Annotated in this window: 20 protein-coding genes; 4 read left to right on the top strand and 16 right to left on the bottom strand. The window is 68.9% G+C overall.

Features of this window, described 5'->3' with window-relative positions:
* Positions 1 to 855 (top strand): pirin family protein, encoded by an 855-nt coding sequence (locus FHR20_RS13500; RefSeq protein ID WP_167300111.1) that lies wholly within the window; start codon positions 1 to 3, stop codon positions 853 to 855.
* Between the two features lie 10 nt (positions 856 to 865).
* Here the strand turns inward: FHR20_RS13500 and FHR20_RS13495 are convergent, their stop codons facing one another.
* Together FHR20_RS13495 and ssb are read right to left on the bottom strand one after the other, a co-directional pair.
* The gene (locus FHR20_RS13495) at positions 866 to 1,288 is read right to left on the bottom strand and encodes a hypothetical protein (RefSeq protein ID WP_167300110.1); all 423 of its coding nucleotides are present in this window, start codon (positions 1,286 to 1,288) and stop codon (positions 866 to 868) included.
* A 30-nt stretch (positions 1,289 to 1,318) separates the two neighbouring features.
* Complete coding sequence (ssb, locus tag FHR20_RS13490) at positions 1,319 to 1,888, bottom strand: single-stranded DNA-binding protein (protein WP_167300109.1); 570 nt, start codon at positions 1,886 to 1,888, stop codon at positions 1,319 to 1,321.
* A gap of 41 nt (positions 1,889 to 1,929) precedes the next feature.
* Here ssb and FHR20_RS13485 point away from each other — a divergent pair, with 41 nt between their 5' ends.
* Entirely contained in the window at positions 1,930 to 2,103 is a 174-nt protein-coding gene (locus tag FHR20_RS13485; protein ID WP_167300108.1) for a DUF4169 family protein, read from the top strand.
* Positions 2,104 to 2,161: 58 nt separating this feature from the next.
* On the opposite strand, the gene feoB is transcribed toward FHR20_RS13485, so the two are convergent.
* The 4 genes from feoB to FHR20_RS13465 all read right to left on the bottom strand — a co-directional run bounded on the left by feoB (position 2,162) and on the right by FHR20_RS13465 (position 5,986).
* Positions 2,162 to 4,012 carry a ferrous iron transporter B gene (gene feoB / locus FHR20_RS13480; protein ID WP_167300107.1) on the bottom strand — a complete coding sequence of 617 codons (1,851 nt, stop codon included), beginning with the start codon at positions 4,010 to 4,012 and terminating at the stop codon, positions 2,162 to 2,164.
* Positions 4,009 to 4,281, bottom strand: coding sequence for a FeoA family protein (locus FHR20_RS13475; RefSeq protein ID WP_086127725.1), 273 nt, complete (start codon positions 4,279 to 4,281; stop codon positions 4,009 to 4,011). The genes feoB and FHR20_RS13475 overlap by 4 nt, the downstream gene beginning before the upstream one ends.
* Positions 4,282 to 4,400: 119 nt before the next feature.
* Positions 4,401 to 5,057 carry a COQ9 family protein gene (locus FHR20_RS13470; RefSeq protein ID WP_167300525.1) on the bottom strand — a complete coding sequence of 219 codons (657 nt, stop codon included), beginning with the start codon at positions 5,055 to 5,057 and terminating at the stop codon, positions 4,401 to 4,403.
* The gene (locus FHR20_RS13465; RefSeq protein ID WP_167300106.1) at positions 5,057 to 5,986 is read right to left on the bottom strand and encodes a DMT family transporter; all 930 of its coding nucleotides are present in this window, start codon (positions 5,984 to 5,986) and stop codon (positions 5,057 to 5,059) included. The genes FHR20_RS13470 and FHR20_RS13465 overlap by 1 nt, the downstream gene beginning before the upstream one ends.
* 56 nt (positions 5,987 to 6,042) lie before the next feature.
* Here FHR20_RS13465 and FHR20_RS13460 point away from each other — a divergent pair, with 56 nt between their 5' ends.
* On the top strand, positions 6,043 to 7,137 hold the full coding sequence (locus tag FHR20_RS13460; RefSeq protein ID WP_167300105.1) for an alkene reductase: 1,095 nt from the start codon (positions 6,043 to 6,045) through the stop codon (positions 7,135 to 7,137).
* Here the strand turns inward: FHR20_RS13460 and FHR20_RS13455 are convergent.
* The 9 genes from FHR20_RS13455 to FHR20_RS13415 form a co-directional block, all read right to left on the bottom strand.
* On the bottom strand, positions 7,134 to 7,598 hold the full coding sequence (locus FHR20_RS13455) for a hypothetical protein (protein WP_167300104.1): 465 nt from the start codon (positions 7,596 to 7,598) through the stop codon (positions 7,134 to 7,136). The two genes, FHR20_RS13460 and FHR20_RS13455, sit on opposite strands and share 4 nt — an antisense overlap.
* A gap of 5 nt (positions 7,599 to 7,603) precedes the next feature.
* Complete coding sequence (gene ribH, locus FHR20_RS13450) at positions 7,604 to 8,023, bottom strand: 6,7-dimethyl-8-ribityllumazine synthase (protein ID WP_167300103.1); 420 nt, start codon at positions 8,021 to 8,023, stop codon at positions 7,604 to 7,606.
* A gap of 1 nt (position 8,024) precedes the next feature.
* Positions 8,025 to 9,173 carry a 3,4-dihydroxy-2-butanone-4-phosphate synthase gene (ribB, locus tag FHR20_RS13445; protein ID WP_286712322.1) on the bottom strand — a complete coding sequence of 383 codons (1,149 nt, stop codon included), beginning with the start codon at positions 9,171 to 9,173 and terminating at the stop codon, positions 8,025 to 8,027.
* The gene (locus FHR20_RS13440) at positions 9,160 to 9,783 is read right to left on the bottom strand and encodes a riboflavin synthase (RefSeq protein WP_167300102.1); all 624 of its coding nucleotides are present in this window, start codon (positions 9,781 to 9,783) and stop codon (positions 9,160 to 9,162) included. The genes ribB and FHR20_RS13440 overlap by 14 nt, the downstream gene beginning before the upstream one ends.
* Positions 9,783 to 10,709, bottom strand: a complete 927-nt coding sequence (gene ribD, locus FHR20_RS13435; protein ID WP_167300522.1) for a bifunctional diaminohydroxyphosphoribosylaminopyrimidine deaminase/5-amino-6-(5-phosphoribosylamino)uracil reductase RibD — start codon at positions 10,707 to 10,709, stop codon at positions 9,783 to 9,785. The genes FHR20_RS13440 and ribD overlap by 1 nt, the downstream gene beginning before the upstream one ends.
* Before the next feature lie 14 nt (positions 10,710 to 10,723).
* Entirely contained in the window at positions 10,724 to 11,071 is a 348-nt protein-coding gene (locus tag FHR20_RS13430; protein ID WP_086128408.1) for a hypothetical protein, read from the bottom strand.
* 67 nt (positions 11,072 to 11,138) lie between these two features.
* A complete protein-coding gene (locus FHR20_RS13425) occupies positions 11,139 to 11,807 on the bottom strand; it encodes a TonB family protein (RefSeq protein ID WP_167300101.1) in 669 nt (222 codons plus the stop codon).
* An 85-nt stretch (positions 11,808 to 11,892) separates the two neighbouring features.
* Complete coding sequence (locus FHR20_RS13420; protein WP_167300100.1) at positions 11,893 to 13,218, bottom strand: glutamate--tRNA ligase; 1,326 nt, start codon at positions 13,216 to 13,218, stop codon at positions 11,893 to 11,895.
* 41 nt (positions 13,219 to 13,259) lie between these two features.
* The gene (locus FHR20_RS13415) at positions 13,260 to 13,802 is read right to left on the bottom strand and encodes a YcxB family protein (protein ID WP_167300099.1); all 543 of its coding nucleotides are present in this window, start codon (positions 13,800 to 13,802) and stop codon (positions 13,260 to 13,262) included.
* 70 nt (positions 13,803 to 13,872) lie between these two features.
* On the opposite strand from FHR20_RS13415, the gene FHR20_RS13410 reads away from it, so the two are divergent.
* Positions 13,873 to 14,808 carry a ribose-phosphate pyrophosphokinase gene (locus tag FHR20_RS13410; RefSeq protein WP_167300098.1) on the top strand — a complete coding sequence of 312 codons (936 nt, stop codon included), beginning with the start codon at positions 13,873 to 13,875 and terminating at the stop codon, positions 14,806 to 14,808.
* 121 nt (positions 14,809 to 14,929) lie between these two features.
* Here FHR20_RS13410 and FHR20_RS13405 read toward each other — a convergent pair whose 3' ends face one another.
* Positions 14,930 to 15,679 carry a sulfite exporter TauE/SafE family protein gene (locus FHR20_RS13405; protein ID WP_167300097.1) on the bottom strand — a complete coding sequence of 250 codons (750 nt, stop codon included), beginning with the start codon at positions 15,677 to 15,679 and terminating at the stop codon, positions 14,930 to 14,932.
* Positions 15,680 to 15,733: the final 54 nt, after the last annotated feature.

Genomic DNA, 15,733 nt, shown 5'->3' with positions numbered 1-15,733 from the left:
ATGCGGACGGTGAAGCGGGTGCACCCGGCCTTTCGCGACGACATCGGCGACCTCGTCACGCGGCGGCCGGTGCCGGGCCCGGCGATCGGGCATGTCGGCGCCTTCCTGTTCCTCAATCATCACGGCCCGCAGACCTATCCGGCGAACAATCGCGGCCTGCCCTTCGGCCCGCATCCGCACCGCGGTTTCGAGACGGTGACGTTCATCCTGGCGGGCGAGCTGGCGCATACCGACAGCGCCGGCCATGCGAGCATCATTCGCGCCGGGGGCATCCAGTGGATGACCGCGGGCAGCGGCATCGTCCATGCCGAAGTCTCGCCCGCCGAGTTCAAGCGTGACGGCGGGCCGATGGAGATTCTCCAGCTCTGGGTGAACCTGCCCTCCAGGCTCAAGATGACCGCGCCGCGCTATGTCGGCGCACAGGCCGGGGCGATTCCGTCGGTCGCCGTCGACGGTGCCACCGTCCACCTGGTCGCGGGCATGTTCGGCGAGGCCAGGGGCGTGGTCGATTCGCTGACCGGCGTCTTCCTGAGCTGGGTGGAGATCGCGGCCGGCGGCAGCGTGACCTTTTCCGGGCTCGAGGGGCGCGACGTGTTCCTCTATGCCGTGCGGGGCGTGTTCCACGTGGAAGGCACGGCGGTCGCGCATTTCCATCTCGCCGAGCTGACCCCCGGCGACGCGGTGACGATCGCCGCCGACGCTCCCGCGCTGTTCCTGTTCGGCCATGCCGCGCCGATCGACGAGCCGATCGTGGCGCATGGACCCTTCGTGATGAACAGCGAGGCCGAGATCCGCCAGGCCTTCGCCGATTACCAGGCGGGCAGGTTCGGCGTCGCCGAGATCGTCGAAGCCTGAATTTCCGGCGCTAGCGCTTCACGCCCCAGTTGACGGTGACGTTGGTGGTCGCCGTGCCCGATTCGGCCATCACCCGCAGCGTGCGCCGGTCGCCCTCCGTCGCGCTGAACGACTTGCCGTCCTCGATACCAAGCGACAGGCCCGAGGCGATGGCCTGCTGCTTCGACCAGGCGAGGATCGCCGCGGGCGTGGCGAAATCGGTGTAGATCACCGTGCCGCTGCGCTTCCCCGTCACCGCGACATCGCCGCTGGTGCAGCTGATGATCTTGGCTTCCTTGTAGACCGGCACGAAATCGGGCTTGTCGTTGCAGGTGCCGGCGGCGACCTTGGCGGGCACGCCCTTCGAGGTCGCCTCGATCACATTCTGCGCGGCGGGATCGCTGGTCGTCTTGGGGCCGCCACAGGCCGCCGCCAGCAAGGCCAATCCAGTCACCGCGCCGCGCATGGTAATCCTTTCCGAAGGTCAGAACGGAACGTCGTCGTCCAGATCGTCCGGGAAGCCGCCGCCGAAGCTGCCGCCGCCACCGCCGCCGCCCGAACGCTGGCCGCCGCTGTTGAAATTGCCGCCGCCCCGGCTGGACGACTGACCGGCAAACTCGTCGCCGCCGCCCGAGTTCCAATCGTCACCGCCAGATGCGCGGCCGCCGCCGAAGCCGCCGCCAGCACCACCGCCACCGCCGGGCGCGCCGTCGAGCATGGTGAGCACCGAGTTGAAGCCCTGGAGCACGATCTCGGTCGAATAGCGGTCCTGGCCGTTCTGATCCTGCCATTTGCGCGTGGTCAGCGCACCTTCGATATAGACCTTGCTGCCCTTGCGCAGGTAGCGCTCGGCGACGTTCGCCAGGCCCTCGTTGAAGACCTTGACCGTGTGCCACTCGGTCTTTTCCTTGCGCTCGCCCGAGTTGCGGTCCTTCCAGCTTTCCGAGGTGGCGATGCGCAGCTCGACCACCTTGCCGCCATTCTGGAAGCTGCGGCTCTCGGGATCGCGCCCGAGATTGCCCACCAGGATCACTTTGTTGACGCTGCCCGCCATGGAAACTCCGCTTCGAAATCTGTAGATGCTTTGGTGAGGATATGGCCGAGATCATCAACTTCAACAAGGCGCGCAAGGCCAGGGCAAGGGCCGAGAAGCCGATCCGTGCACAGGAAAATCGCGCGCGCTTCGGCCGCACCAGGGCCGAGAAGCAGGCCGAGGCCGCCGAAAAGGCGCGCATCGCGAAGACGCTGGACGATGCCAGGCGCGATTGAGCGCCCCACCCTCGTCACCCCGCCCGCGCGGGGATGACGGAAGGAACGCAGGACGAATCTAGAGCCCCAGCGCCACCGCGCTCCAATAGGTGAGCCCCGCCGCCGCATAGGCGAGCGTGAAGAGATAGCCGATCATGAACATCGGCCATTTCCAGCCATTGGTCTCGCGCCGCGTCACCGCGATCGTCGAAATGCACTGGGGCGCGAAGACGAACCACATCAGGAAGGCGAGCGCGGTCGGCAGGCTCCAGCGCTTGCGCAGATTCTCGGTGATCGTCGCCTCGCCCTTGGCATCCTCGGGATTGTCGACCGCATAGACGGTGCCGATCGCCGCCACCGCCGCCTCGCGCGCGGCCATCGCCGGAAGCAGCGCCAGCGCGATGTCGTGATTGAACCCGATCGGCTTCACCACCACCTCGATCCCGCTCGCGATGCGCCCGGCGATCGAATATTCGCTCTGCTTCATGCCCGCCGGCGCCTGGGGGAAGGTGGCGAGCAGCCACAGGATGGCGACGGTGGCGGCAATGGTGGTGCCCGCCCGCTTCAGGAAGATCTCGGCGCGCTGCCACAGGCCGAGCACGATGTCGCGCAGGCGCGGCAGCTGGTATTTGGGCATCTCCATCATGAAGCCCGAAGTCGCACCCTTTGTCACCGTGCGGCGGAGCAGCAGCGCCGCGCAGAAGGCGCCGGCGATGCCAAGGATGTAGAGCCCGAACAACACCAGCCCCTGCAGCCCGATGCCAGGCAGCACCGCGCGATCGGGAATCAGCGCGCCGATGATGATCGCATAGACCGGCAGGCGCGCCGAACAGGTCATCAGCGGCGCGATCAGGATGGTGGTGAGCCGGTCCTTCTCGTCCGCGATCGTGCGCGTCGCCATGATGCCGGGCACCGCACAGGCGAAGCTGGAGAGCAGGGGAATGAAGGCGCGGCCGGACAGGCCGACACCGGCCATCACCCGGTCCATCAGCATCGCGGCACGGACCATGTAGCCGGTCGCCTCGAGCACCAGGATGAAGGCGAAGAGGATCAGGATCTGCGGCAGGAAGACGACGACGGCGCCGACGCCGGCGATCAGGCCCTGGACGAGGAAGTCGCGGAGAAACCCGTCGGGCAGCGCGCCGGCGACGGCGCCCTCGAGCCAGGCCATGCCCGCTTCGATCCAGCCCATCGGCGCCTCGGCCCAGGCGAAGACCGACTGGAACATGACGAACATCAGCGCGAGCAGGATGATCGGCCCGGCGACGGGATGGAGCACGACGGCGTCGATCCGGTGGGTCCAGCGGCGCGCGGCCGTCTCCGAGACGGTGACCGCGGCGGCGATCTGGCGGGCGCGGCGCTGGAGGACGACGATGTCGTGCTGGACGCCCGCGCCCTCGCGCAGCTTGTGATTGCCCCTGACCGCTTCGCCCAGCCGCTCCTTGAGCGTGTCGATCCCGCGCTTGCGCACCGCGACGGTGGCGACCACCGGCACGCCGAGTTCGCGCTCCAGCGCCGCAGCGTCGAGGATCAGGCCATCGCGCTCGGCCATGTCGACCATGTTGAGCGCGACCACCATGGGCAGGCCCAGGGCAGCCAGCTGGAGCGTGAAGCGCAGGTGATTGTCGAGATTGGTGGCATCGACCACCACGATGATCGCATCGGGCAGCTTCTCGCCCTGCTGCTTGCCGAACAGCACGTCGCGCGTCACCGCCTCGTCGGGGGAGGAGGGATCGAGGCTATAGGTGCCGGGCAGGTCGAGCAGCTCGACCGGGCGGCCATCGGGCAGCGACAGGCGGCCGGCGTGGCGCTCCACGGTGACGCCCGGATAATTGCCCACCTTCTGCCGCGCGCCGGTCAGCGCGTTGAACAGGGCGCTCTTGCCGGCATTGGGATTGCCGACCAGCGCAACCAGCGGCGCGGCGTTCATGCGCCGGGACTGACGTGGATCGCCGAAGCGACGTGGCGGCGCAGCGCGACGATCATCCGGCCGATCCGGCAAGCGATCGGCCCGCCGCCGAGCAGGCCCGACTTGTGGAGCAGCTCCACCTCGACGCCCTCGTCCAGCCCCAGCTCGCGCAGGCGCCGGCCTTCGGGCTCGCTCAGCTTGCTCCAGTCGATCGTGGCGACGGCCGCGGGCTTGTGGCGGGGCAGGCTGGCAAGCGGTACGGGCACGGGAATCGCAGCGGGGGCATTCATGCTGCGAGTCATTATCAATTGCGACGAGGGTACGCCAGTAGGATATGTCCTGCCCCGTCCCCGCACCCGGCCATCCCCCCGGGGACGGGCCTGGCCGAAGCGAGGCGCCGGCCCTTGAATCAAGCTGCCGGGTAGCGCAACCGGCCGATGAAGCGGGAAAGGCTGAAGCGATGCTCGGGCGGCGTCAGCCACTTCGCCTTGGCACGCTCGAACTGCATGATGTTCTCGATCCGGCGCGCCAGGAAGGCACGCGTATCGGCATGGCCTTCGCTCTCGTCGTCGAGGAACACCGCGATCGTCGCGGCATAGACGGCGCCGAGCGTCATGCGCTTGGAATAATGGTTGTAGTCGGTCGCGGTGTCGCCGGCCGCCCGCCACATCGCGTCGGCGGCGCGCCAGCCGAGCCGGGCCCCGCGCGCCGCGTTTTGCGGCATGGCGAGGATGGCGAGCGCGCGGCGCAGCGCCTCGCGGTGCGGGGCGGCGAGATCGAGCCGGGCCTCGACCAGCGCGGTGATACGGGCGCGAATCTTCATGCCGCCAAGCTGCTCCGGCGTGAAGCGGGCGAGCATCGCGGCGTCGATCGCGGCGAACCAGGCGTCGATCATCGCCACCGGCCCGTCGGTGAAGGCGAGCCGGGCGACGTCGCGGTCGATGCCCAGGCCGTCCGCCGCGGCGTCGAGCGCGCGGTTGTTCCAGCCGTCGAACGCCGCATTGGCCGCCACTTCCGGCGCAAGCGCGGCGCGAAGTTCGTCGAGAGTCGCGTCCTTCAGGTCCATCATGCCGGTTTAGTCCCCTCAGCTTCCGGCGCAACCCGCGTGCCGCCGCCGCGCACCAGCACCAATGCGATCGCGACCAGCACCGCGCCGATGAAATCGGCGAGGCCGAGCCGCTCGCCATAGACGATCCAGCCCACCGCCCCCGCGACGATCGGCTGGGTGAGCAGGGCGATGCCGACGACGAGGGGCGGGAGAAGGCCGATCGCGTAGATCATCAGCCCCTGCCCCACGACCTGGCTCGCCAGCGCGAGGCCGATCAGCACGCCCCAATGCTCCGGCCAGAATTTCTCGCCGAACAGCAGCGCGGCGAGCAGGAGAGGCAGCAGGCTGGCCAGCGTGGACAGCGCGAGCGCCGGAAGCGGCGCCATCGCTTCGCGCGCCTTGCCCATCAGCACGAAATAGACGGTGTAGAGCGTGCCCGCGAGCAGGCAGAGCAGGTCGCCGACCAGATGATCGGGCGAGAGCTGATAGGAGCGGCCGAGCAGCAGCCCCGCCCCGGCCGCGGCAAGCGCCAGCGCGATCCCCTGGGTCCGCGTCGGCCACATGCGCGCGACGACGAAGCCGTAGATCGGGTACATCAGCGTCGCCGAATTGCCGAACAGCGTCGCATTGGCGAGCGTGGTCTGCAGGATGCCGACATGCCAGCTCGCCAGGTCCGCCGCGAAGGCGATCCCGCCAAGGGCGATCGGCAGCCACAGCCCGCGCGCGGGGGCGAAGGGGCGTTTCTGGCCGGCAAGGGAGAGTGCGACCAGGATCGGCGCCGCCAGCGCGATGCGCCAGAAACCCGCCGCCACCGGCCCGACATCGGCCAGCCGCACGAACCACGGCCCGAAGGCGAGCGCGACGTTGCCGGCAAGCAATGCCGCGATCGGCAACGCAGAGGCGGTTTGCGATGCGGTAGCTTTTCTTGGGGATCCGGGCCGATGCATGTGCCCCCTTAGCCACCTATTTGGCCGCCGTCACAGTCGTTAGGGAAACCGCCTCGATGCCGAGCCTGTTCGATCCGATCCAGCTGGGCGCGATCCATGCGCCGAACCGCATGCTGATGGCGCCGTTGACGCGCGGCCGCGCAACGCGCGCGCATGTGCCGACGCCGATCATGGCCGAATATTATGCGCAGCGGGCGAGCGCCGGGCTGATCCTCTCCGAGGCGACCGGCATCAGCCGGCAGGGCCTGGGCTGGGCCTATGCCCCCGGCCTGTGGAATGACGCGCAGACCGACGCCTGGAAGCCGGTGGTGGAAGTGGTGCACCAGGCCGGCGGGCGCATCGTCGCGCAGCTCTGGCACATGGGCCGGCTGGTCCATTCCGACTTCCTGGACGGCGCCCGGCCCGTCTCGGCCTCCGCCACCACTGCGCCGGGCACCGTCCGCACCTATCCGGCGGAGGATAGCGGCGAGATCAGGCGCCCTTACGGCGAAGCGCGGCCGCTACGCACCGACGAGATCCCCGGCATACTCGACGATTATGCCAATGCCGCCCGCAATGCGATCCGCGCCGGCTTCGACGGGGTGCAGATCCATGCCGCGAACGGCTATCTGATCGACCAGTTCCTGCGCGACAATGCCAATTTCCGCGACGACGGCTATGGCGGCGCGATCCCCAACCGGGTGCGGCTGTTGCGCGAAGTGACGCAGCGGGTGGTCGACACGATCGGCGGCGACCGCACGGCCGTGCGGCTTTCCCCCAACGGCGAGGTGCAGGGCGTCAACGACAGCAGCCCGCATGCGCTGTTCGAAGCGGCGGCGGCGGCGCTCGACGAGATCGGCATCGCCTTTCTCGAGATGCGCGAGCCGCGCCCGGGCGGCACGCGCGGGCTGCCCGACCATCCGCCGGTGCATCCGGTGATGCGCAAGGTGTTCAAGGGCCCGCTGGCGCTCAATGCCGACTATCATTTCGACGACGCCCAGGCCGTGCTCGACGCGGGCGAGGCCGATGCGATCGCCTTTGGCCGCACCTTCCTCGCCAATCCGGACCTGCCGCGGCGGCTGCGCGAGGGCCTGCCACTCAATCCGCAGCGCGAGGACCTGTTCTATATCGGCGGAGCCGAGGGCTATACCGACTATCCGGCAGCGGTCTAACCACCGCCCCTGTCGAGCGCGCTGAGCCAGCCGGTGGCGGCGGCGCGGAGGCCGCCACGCGTCTTGGGGTTGAGCGCGAGAAAGCCCAGCACGAACAGGGCCGGCCAGCCGATGATCGCGATGCAGAAGATCGCTACCACGAGCAGGATCGCCGCGACGACCGCGATCTGGCCCTGACCCTCCGGGCCGATGCGGATCGTGCGCGGGCCTTTATCGTCGAACCAGCGCGCGGTGGTGAAGCCGAGCGCCTCTCCGCCCGCATGGCGGCCGCCCGGCTCGGGCCTCCGGAGCGGCGGCGCGGCCCGGTCCCGCGGGCGCGGCGCTTCCATGCGCCGCCGCCGTTCGCCCGGCATTTCCGGAGCGCTGGGGACCGGGCGGACCGGTTCCCCCGCCAGCGTATCGATCACGACCAGCCGGCGCCCCTGCTCCACTACGCGGTAGCGGGAGGGGGGCATGTCCATGGCTGTCAGCCCAACCGGCTCTTGAGCGCGAGCATCGCCAGCGCGGCCTTGGCGGCTTCCCCGCCCTTGTCCTTCTCGTCCGGCCTGGCGCGGGTGAGCGCCTGGGCCTCGTTCTCGACCGTAAGGATACCGTTGCCGATCGGGATCCCGTCCATCGCCAGCGCCATCAGGCCCCGTGCGCTTTCGTTCGAGACGATCTCGAAATGATAGGTCTCGCCGCGGATCACCACGCCGAGCCCGACGAACGCATCGTAGCGCCCGGTCTCGGCGGCCATCGCCACCGCACCTGGAATCTCCAGCGCGCCCGGTACCGTAATGGTCTCGTGCTGATGCCCGGCCGCTTCGATCGCGGCGCGCGCGCCCTCGAGCAGCAAGTCATTCAGATGCGCGTAGAAGCGCGCTTCGACGATCAGGACACGTGCCAAGTCATTCTCCGGTATCGATGGGATGCTCGCCGACGATCGACAGGCCGTAACCGTCGAGCCCGACCAGCGTGTGATGGGTGTTGGTGAGCAGGACCATGTCCTGGACGCCGAGTTCGGTGAGAATCGTCGCGCCGACGCCATAGTCGCGCAGCTCGTCCATGTCCTTGGCCTCGAGCTTGCCTTCGCGGGCCTGGAGCGCGACGCTGAACTGGTCCGGACGCGGCTTGTTGATCACGACCACGACGCCCGCGCCTTCCTGGGCGATGATCTCCATCGAACGGCGCAGCAGCCCGCCGCGCGCGCCACCCTCGCCGAAGATGTCGGAGAAGGGCGAAAGCGCATGCATGCGGACGAGCGTGGGCCTGGCCGGATCGATCCTGCCCTTGACCAGCGCGACCTGCTCGCTCTCCGTCGCCTTGTTCCAGAAGGTCATCGCGGTCCATTCGCCGCCCCATTCGCTCTCGAAGCGGGTCTCGGCACGCTTCTCGACAAGATGGTCGTGGCGGCGGCGATAGGCGATCAGGTCGCGGATCGTGCCGAGCTTGAGGTTGTGGAACTGAGCGAAGGCGATGAGATCGTCGAGACGAGCCATGGTGCCGTCGTCCTTCATGATCTCGCAGATCACGCCCGACGGGTTGAGCCCGGCGAGCCGCGCGAGATCGACCGCCGCCTCGGTATGGCCGGTGCGGACGAGGACGCCGCCGTCGCGGGCGATCAGCGGGAAGACATGGCCGGGCGAGGTGATCGCATCCGGCCCGTTGGCCGCATCGATCGCCACCGCGACGGTGCGCGCGCGATCGGCGGCCGAGATGCCCGTCGAAATGCCTTCCTTCGCTTCGATCGAGACCGTGAACGCCGTGCCGAGCGGCGTGCCGTTCACGCGCGCCATCGGCTCGAGCTGGAGCTGGCGGCCGCGCTCGGCGGTGAGCGCGAGGCAGATCAGTCCGCGTCCGAAGCGCGCCATGAAGTTGACTGCGTCGGGCGTCGCCATCTGGGCGGGGATGACGAGATCGCCTTCGTTCTCGCGGTCCTCGTCGTCGACCAGGATCACCATCCGGCCGTTGCGGGCCTCGTCGATCAGTTCCTCGGGCGAGGAGAGGAAGGCGTGCTTCAGGCGCCCAAGTTCGTTGGCTCGTTCAGGCTTTGCCACGGAGCGCCTCCATGCGCTGCAGATAACGGGCGAGCACGTCGATCTCGAGATTGACGGCCTGCCCTGCTTCGAGTGCGCCGAATGTAGTGACTGCGGCGGTATGGGGAATGATGTTGAGGTCGAATTCCACGCCTTCGGCCGTATCGCGCAGCGCATTGACCGTAAGCGAGACGCCGTCGACGGTGATCGAGCCCTTGGGCGCGATATAGGGCGCCAGCTCGGGGCCGGCGAGGATGACGACATGGTGCGAGCCGCCGATCTCCTCGATCGCCTTCACCGTGCCGATCCCGTCGACATGGCCGGTGACGATATGCCCGCCCAGCTCGTCGCCCAGGCGCAACGCCCGCTCGAGGTTGAGCTTGCGGCCCGAGGCCCACATGCCCGGCGCGGTGCGGCTGATCGTCTCGCCCGAGACGTCGAACGCGACCCAGCCGTCGCCTCCCGCATCCACGCCCTTGTCGACCACCGTCAGGCACACGCCCGAGCAGGAGATCGAGGCGCCGAGGTCGATGCCCGCGGTTTCATAGGCGGTGGAGACGCGGACATGCAGGTCGCCCTGCCTGTCGGCTGCCTCGACCGTGCCGATATCGGTGACGATTCCAGTAAACATTATGCGCGCTCGTAGACCTCCAGCCTGTCACTGCCAAGCATGCGGCCGTCGACCAGCCGCCAGCGGCCATGGGCATCGTCCAGCCGGGCGAGCCCGATATCGCCGAGCGCCGCCCTGCCCTCCCCGATCAGGATCGGCGCGCGATAGAGCAGCAGCCTGTCGACCAGGTCGGCGCGGAGAAAGGCCGAGCCCGTCTCGGCGCCGCCCTCGACGAAGAGAAGGTCGATGCCCTCGAGGCCGGCAATGTCCTCGGGCCGCTCGACATCGCCGGTCGAGGACAGCACGAGCCGGCGCGGCGAGCGATCCTCGAGTCCCAGCAGGCGCACGTCGAGCCGGGGGCGGTCGACTTCCATGGTCCGCCGGCCGACCAGGATCGCCTGGTGCCGGGCACGCTCCAGATGGGTATGGGCGCGGGCCTGCGCGCCCGTGATCCAGCGGCTCTCGCCCGAGGGAAGCGCGATGCGGCCATCGAGCGAAGTCGCCAGCTTGAGCGTGACGAACGGACGCCCCTTTTCCAGCCGCGTCAGGAAGCCGGCCATGGAACGGCGCGCCTCGGCGGCGCGGACGCCCTCCACCACGTCGATCCCGGCGGCGCGCAGGCGGGCGGCTCCCGCCCCATTGGTGCGCGGATCGGGATCGCCGAGCGCGATCACCACCCGGGCGACGCCGGCCGCCACGAGCAGGCTCGAACAGGCCGGGCCGCGCGGCGATTCGTGCGCGCAGGGCTCGAGCGTGACGTAGCAAGTCGCGCCGCGCGACTTCTCCCCTGCCTGGGCCAGCGCCATCGCCTCGGCATGGGGGCGGCCGCCCGGCTGGGTCCAGCCGCGGCCGACCACGATTCCGTCCCGCTCGATCACGCAGCCGACATTGGGATTGGGCGCGGTTCGCCCCCGCCCGCGCTCGGCCAGCGCAAGCGCGGCGCCCATCCGGCGCGCATCGCTCAGAAGCCGTGGCTGGTCAGCCAATCGTCATATTTCTTGAATTCGGCCTGGCGCTTCTTCTGCGCCGCCTCGATCGCCGCCTTGCGCTTCAGCTCCTCGGGCAGGTCCTTGGCCTGTTGCGCCTTGATGTCCGCGTCGCTGCGGTCGAGCCGCCATTGCTGCACATAGATGATGTCGCGCTTATAGGGGGTGGCGACGTTCGAATCCTTCACGAACATCCACAGGATCACGAGCGTGACCACCATGGCCAGCATCATGAACCACAGCTCATAGGGCTTGCGGGTGGCAAGCCAGCGCCGCAGATCGCCGAATGCGCGCAGGGGGTTGAATCTCTGAAGGTAACTCATCTCGCCGCCGAAGATAGGAGCGCGGAGGCCCGAGAGCCAGCCCCCGCGCTCCATCAAGGACGTTCCGTTACTGGTCCTTGATCTGGAAGGTGACGCTGAGCGTCATCCAGCTCTCCTCGGCCACGCCGCCGCGAGTCGCCGGCTTGAACCGCCATTTGGACAGCGCCTGCTGTTTCGTCGCCTCGAAGAACGCGGCGCTGGTGGCGCTGACCTGCTCGACTGCCTTCACCCGGCCATCGGGGCCCACCAGCACCCGCACCGAGACGCGCCCGTCGCGCTGGGCGCGCAGTTCCGAGGCGGGGTAGTTGGGCTGGAAGGCATCGGCATAGCGCGGGTCGCGCCTCGCCCCGACCAGGGCCGGCGCCGGCTTGGGCGGATCGACCGTGACCGGCCGGCCGGCTTCGACCGGCTTGGCGATGTCCGGCTGCACCGGCGGGATGTCCGGCGTGGTCTTCAGCGTGACGTTGCTGTCGGTCTTCAGGACCGGATCGGGGGCGGTGATCGGGGGCTGGGTCGGCGTCTTCGCCGCAACCTTGGGTTTCTCGATCGGCTTGATGTCCGGCGGCGGCACCGGATCGAGCGGAATCTGCGTCGCCTCGAACGTCGGCGCGATGTGTTTGATGATGTTCGGCGCCGAGTAGATCATCCCGGTGATGATCGCCCCACTGATGAGCAGCGACGCCCCGATGCTGACGGCGCGCGATTGCTGGGGCTGGTAGCGATGTTCGGCATACATGGCGTTGCACTCCATCTCCAACGCCGGTCCAGACCGGCAAAGGCGATGATACATCATTACATACCCGACGCAAATGCTTTGTCGATCATGCGCTCCCCAGGCGCGCCAGGGCATTTTCCTTGCCGATCAGCGGGAGCAGGGCGGCCATGTCCGGCCCGTGCTCGCGGCCGGTAAGGGCGAGTCGCAGGGGGAGGAACAGGGCGCGGCCCTTGCGCCCGGTCGCCGCCTTGAGCGCGCCGGTGAGTTCGGGCCAGGGATCGGACCAGTCGATGCCCTCGGCGATGCCGGCGGCCAGGGCTAGGAAGGCGCGGTCCTCCTCGGGGATCGTCGCGGCGACCGGACCCTCGACCACCTGCCACCAGTCCGCCGCCTCGGCGACGGTCGACAGATTGGGGCGGATCGCTTCCCAGCCGGCTGGGCCCATCCCCGCCGGCAGCCGGTCCCGCACCGCGTCGAAGCCGAGCTGGTGGACGATGCGGGCATTGAGCTGGGCCAGTTCCTCCTCGTCGAAGCGCGCGGGCGCGCGGCCGAAGCGCGCGAAGTCGAAGCTGGCGACCAGGGGCGCAACGTCGACGAGCGGCTCGACGGGGTCGCTGGTGCCGAGCCGCGCGAGCAGCGCGATCAGCGCCTGGGGTTCGATGCCCAGTTCGCGGAAATGGGCAATGCCGAGCGAGCCCAGGCGCTTGGAGAGCTTGCCTTCGGCACCGGTGAGCAGCGCCTCGTGCGCGAACCGCGGCGCGGCGGCACCGAGCGCCGCGAACATCTGGAGCTGAGTCGCCGTATTCGAGACATGGTCCTCGCCGCGCACGACATGCGAGACGGCCATGTCGACATCGTCGATCACCGAGGGGAGGAGATAGAGCCAGGAGCCGTCGGCGCGACGGACCACCGGGTCGCTCATCGTCTTCGGATCGAAGCGCTGGGGCCCGCGGACCAGGTCGTCCCATTCGATCATGGCGTCATGATCGAGCCTGAAGCGCCAGTGCGGGCGGATGCCCTCCGCTTCGAATTTCGCCTTGTCGGCATCGGCCAGCGCCAGCGCGGCCCGGTCATAGACCGGAGGCAGGCCGCGGCCGAGCAGCACCTTGCGCTTGAGATCGAGCTCCTGCGCGGACTCATATGCCGGATAGACCCGCCCGGCGGCCTTCAGTTCCGCGAAGCGCGCCTCGTAGCGGTCGAAGCGGGCGGACTGGCGCTCTTCCCCGTCCGGCACCAGCCCCAGCCAGGCGAGATCGGCGCGGATCGCCTCGACGAAGCGCTCCTCCGAGCGCTCGCCATCGGTGTCGTCGACGCGCAGCAGGAAGCGACCGTCCTGGCCTCGCGCGAACATCCAGTTGTGCAGCGCGGTTCGGATATTGCCGACATGGAGCGTGCCCGTGGGGCTCGGCGCGAAACGAGTGATGACGGTCATTGCGGCGCTCTACCGGGCAGGCGCGGCGCGCGCAAACCGGCTCAGAGCCGGCGCAGGCCCGATGCTTCCAGGATCGCGCGCAGCGCCTCCGCCTGCCCCGCAGCCAGGGCGGAGGCCGGGACCACCTGATATTGCTGGTCGTTGAAATAGAAGAGGAAGCCCGAACGCGCGGCGTGCCAGCCATGATAGTCGCCCCAGGCGAGCTCGGTTTCGCCATGCGCCGAACGGGCCGACATGCCAGCGGCGGACCAGGTGGCCTCGACCGGGCGCTGCCAGATTGCGCTCTGGGACACCAGCCGCCGGATCCGGCGCGGCAGCAACAGGTAGAGGAGCCCGTAGATCAACAGGAACAGCACGATCATCTCGGCCGCGAAGACCAGCATCCACCACAGCGGATCGTCGCCGAGCGCCACGCCGAGCACCGCGCCGATGGCGAGCATGAGGAGCAGGCCGATCCCCATCCGGATCCACGCGCGGCGCGAGCGGAGATAGCGCCGGAGATTGGCGCGCGCCGCCGCTATCTGGGCATCGGCGTCGAGCACATAAGCCACAGTCGTCGCGGGTTCTGCATGCGCAATTGCCATCTGCTCTTTTCAACCCCGCCCTTTGGCCTCTAATGCGCCTCCAGCGTAGCAAGCCTGGGGAGTGGCGCACATGAAATTGATGGCCGGCAATTCGAACCTGCCGCTCGCCAAGGCGATCGCCGAGTATCTCGAGATCCCGCTGACCCAGGCGAACGTCCGCCGCTTCGCCGACGAGGAGATCTTCGTCGAGATTCTCGAGAATGTCCGCGGCGAGGACGTGTTCGTGATGCAGTCCACCTCGTTCCCGGCGAACGACAACCTGATGGAAATGCTGATCATGATCGATGCGCTGAAGCGCGCATCGGCCCGGCGCATCACCGCGGTGCTCCCCTATTTCGGCTATGCCCGCCAGGACCGGAAGCCCGGCCCGCGCACGCCGATCTCGGCCAAGCTGGTCGCCAACCTCGTCACCACCGCAGGCGCCGACCGCGTGCTCTCGGTCGACTTGCACGCCGGGCAGATCCAGGGCTTCTTCGACATTCCGACCGACAATCTCTTCGCCGCCCCGGTGATGAGCGCGGACATCCACAGCCGCTTCCCGGGCAGGCAGTGGATGGTCGTCTCGCCCGACGTGGGCGGCGTGGTCCGCGCCCGCGCGCTGGCCAAGCGGCTCGACAACGCCCCGCTCGCCATCGTCGACAAGCGCCGCGAGCGCCCGGGCGAATCCGAAGTGATGAACATCATCGGCAATGTCGAGGGGCGCTTCTGCATCCTGATCGACGACATCGTCGATTCGGCGGGTACGCTGTGCAACGCCGCCGCCGCGCTCAAGGCCTCGGGCGCCGAGGACGTGGTCGCCTATTGCACGCACGGCGTGCTCTCGGGCGGTGCCGTGGCCCGCGTCGACGGATCGGCGCTGGCCGAGCTGGTGATCACCGATTCGATCGGCAACCACGCCGTGATCGCCGAAAGCAGCAAGATCCGTCACCTGACGATCGCGCCTTTGCTCGCCGAGGCGATCAAGCGCATCGCCGACGAGAGTTCGGTCTCCAGCCTGTTCGACTGATCCCGGCCCCGGCACGGAGCGCGGCGCCGGTCATCGCGACCGACCGGAACACCCGAAATCCCGCTTTGAAGGCCCAAAGTGCCGCCTCGGCGAAAGCCTAGAATGCCGCCTCGGCGAAAGCCTAGAATGCCGCCTCGGCGACAAGGGCGATGCCGACCAGGATCATCAGCACATGGATCGCGGTGTAGAAGCGCGCCGCATCGACCCTGCGCACCAGCCGGACGCCGGCGACGGTGGAAACCAATGCGAGTGGCAGCAACGCGGCCGACGTCATGACGTTGGCTGGCGTGAACTGGCCTAGCGCCCAATAGGCCGGCACCTTGATCCAGTTGGTCGCGGCGAAGAAGAGCGCGGTGGTGCCGACCAGCAGGTCGCGCGGCAGGTTGCGAGGCAGCACCCAGAGCTGGAAGGGCGGCTGGCCGGCATGGGCGATCTGGCTGGTGAAGCCCGAGGCGATGCCGAACAGCGATCCGATCCAGTCGGGCCAGCGCGCGGGGTCGCGCGGCGCGGCATGGCTGGCGGCCCAGAGCCGATAGGCGCCGAACAGGATCGAGATCGCCCCGACCATCCCCATCACCGCAGCCGAGGAGACGCTCGCCGCGAATCCATAGCCGAGCGCGATGCCGAGCATCGAGCCGGGCAGCATCCAGCCGAGCAGCCGCCAGTCGACCGTGCGGCGAAACGCCCAGACGCCCACCACGTCCTGCGCGATCAGGATCGGCAGGGTGATCGCGGCGGCGCGCACCGGGTCGACTGCGAAGGCGAGGAGCGGCAGCGACAACGCGCCCATGCCGGCGAACCCGCCCTTGCTCAGGCCGAGCAGGATCACCGCCGGCACGGCAAGCGCGTAGAAATGCCAATCGGTGATCATCGCCCTGCCCCATGCCCCAACCGCCCTCCCCGCGAAAGCGGAGGTGGCGATGTG

The organism is Sphingomonas leidyi, from assembly GCF_011761945.1.
GTDB lineage: Bacteria > Pseudomonadota > Alphaproteobacteria > Sphingomonadales > Sphingomonadaceae > Sphingomonas > Sphingomonas leidyi.
This window is presented reverse-complemented; position numbering and strand designations above follow the sequence as displayed.

Coding starts and splice junctions, on each gene's coding strand:
- FHR20_RS13500 (WP_167300111.1), top strand. CDS start 1: ATGCGGACGGTGAAGCGGGTGCACCCGGCCTTTCGCGACGACATCGGC.
- ssb (WP_167300109.1), bottom strand. CDS start 1,888: ATGGCGGGCAGCGTCAACAAAGTGATCCTGGTGGGCAATCTCGGGCGC.
- FHR20_RS13485 (WP_167300108.1), top strand. CDS start 1,930: ATGGCCGAGATCATCAACTTCAACAAGGCGCGCAAGGCCAGGGCAAGG.
- feoB (WP_167300107.1), bottom strand. CDS start 4,012: ATGAACGCCGCGCCGCTGGTTGCGCTGGTCGGCAATCCCAATGCCGGC.
- FHR20_RS13475 (WP_086127725.1), bottom strand. CDS start 4,281: ATGAATGCCCCCGCTGCGATTCCCGTGCCCGTACCGCTTGCCAGCCTG.
- FHR20_RS13470 (WP_167300525.1), bottom strand. CDS start 5,057: ATGGACCTGAAGGACGCGACTCTCGACGAACTTCGCGCCGCGCTTGCG.
- FHR20_RS13465 (WP_167300106.1), bottom strand. CDS start 5,986: ATGCATCGGCCCGGATCCCCAAGAAAAGCTACCGCATCGCAAACCGCC.
- FHR20_RS13460 (WP_167300105.1), top strand. CDS start 6,043: ATGCCGAGCCTGTTCGATCCGATCCAGCTGGGCGCGATCCATGCGCCG.
- FHR20_RS13455 (WP_167300104.1), bottom strand. CDS start 7,598: ATGGACATGCCCCCCTCCCGCTACCGCGTAGTGGAGCAGGGGCGCCGG.
- FHR20_RS13440 (WP_167300102.1), bottom strand. CDS start 9,783: ATGTTTACTGGAATCGTCACCGATATCGGCACGGTCGAGGCAGCCGAC.
- ribD (WP_167300522.1), bottom strand. CDS start 10,709: ATGGGCGCCGCGCTTGCGCTGGCCGAGCGCGGGCGGGGGCGAACCGCG.
- FHR20_RS13430 (WP_086128408.1), bottom strand. CDS start 11,071: ATGAGTTACCTTCAGAGATTCAACCCCCTGCGCGCATTCGGCGATCTG.
- FHR20_RS13425 (WP_167300101.1), bottom strand. CDS start 11,807: ATGTATGCCGAACATCGCTACCAGCCCCAGCAATCGCGCGCCGTCAGC.
- FHR20_RS13420 (WP_167300100.1), bottom strand. CDS start 13,218: ATGACCGTCATCACTCGTTTCGCGCCGAGCCCCACGGGCACGCTCCAT.
- FHR20_RS13415 (WP_167300099.1), bottom strand. CDS start 13,802: ATGGCAATTGCGCATGCAGAACCCGCGACGACTGTGGCTTATGTGCTC.
- FHR20_RS13410 (WP_167300098.1), top strand. CDS start 13,873: ATGAAATTGATGGCCGGCAATTCGAACCTGCCGCTCGCCAAGGCGATC.
- FHR20_RS13405 (WP_167300097.1), bottom strand. CDS start 15,679: ATGATCACCGATTGGCATTTCTACGCGCTTGCCGTGCCGGCGGTGATC.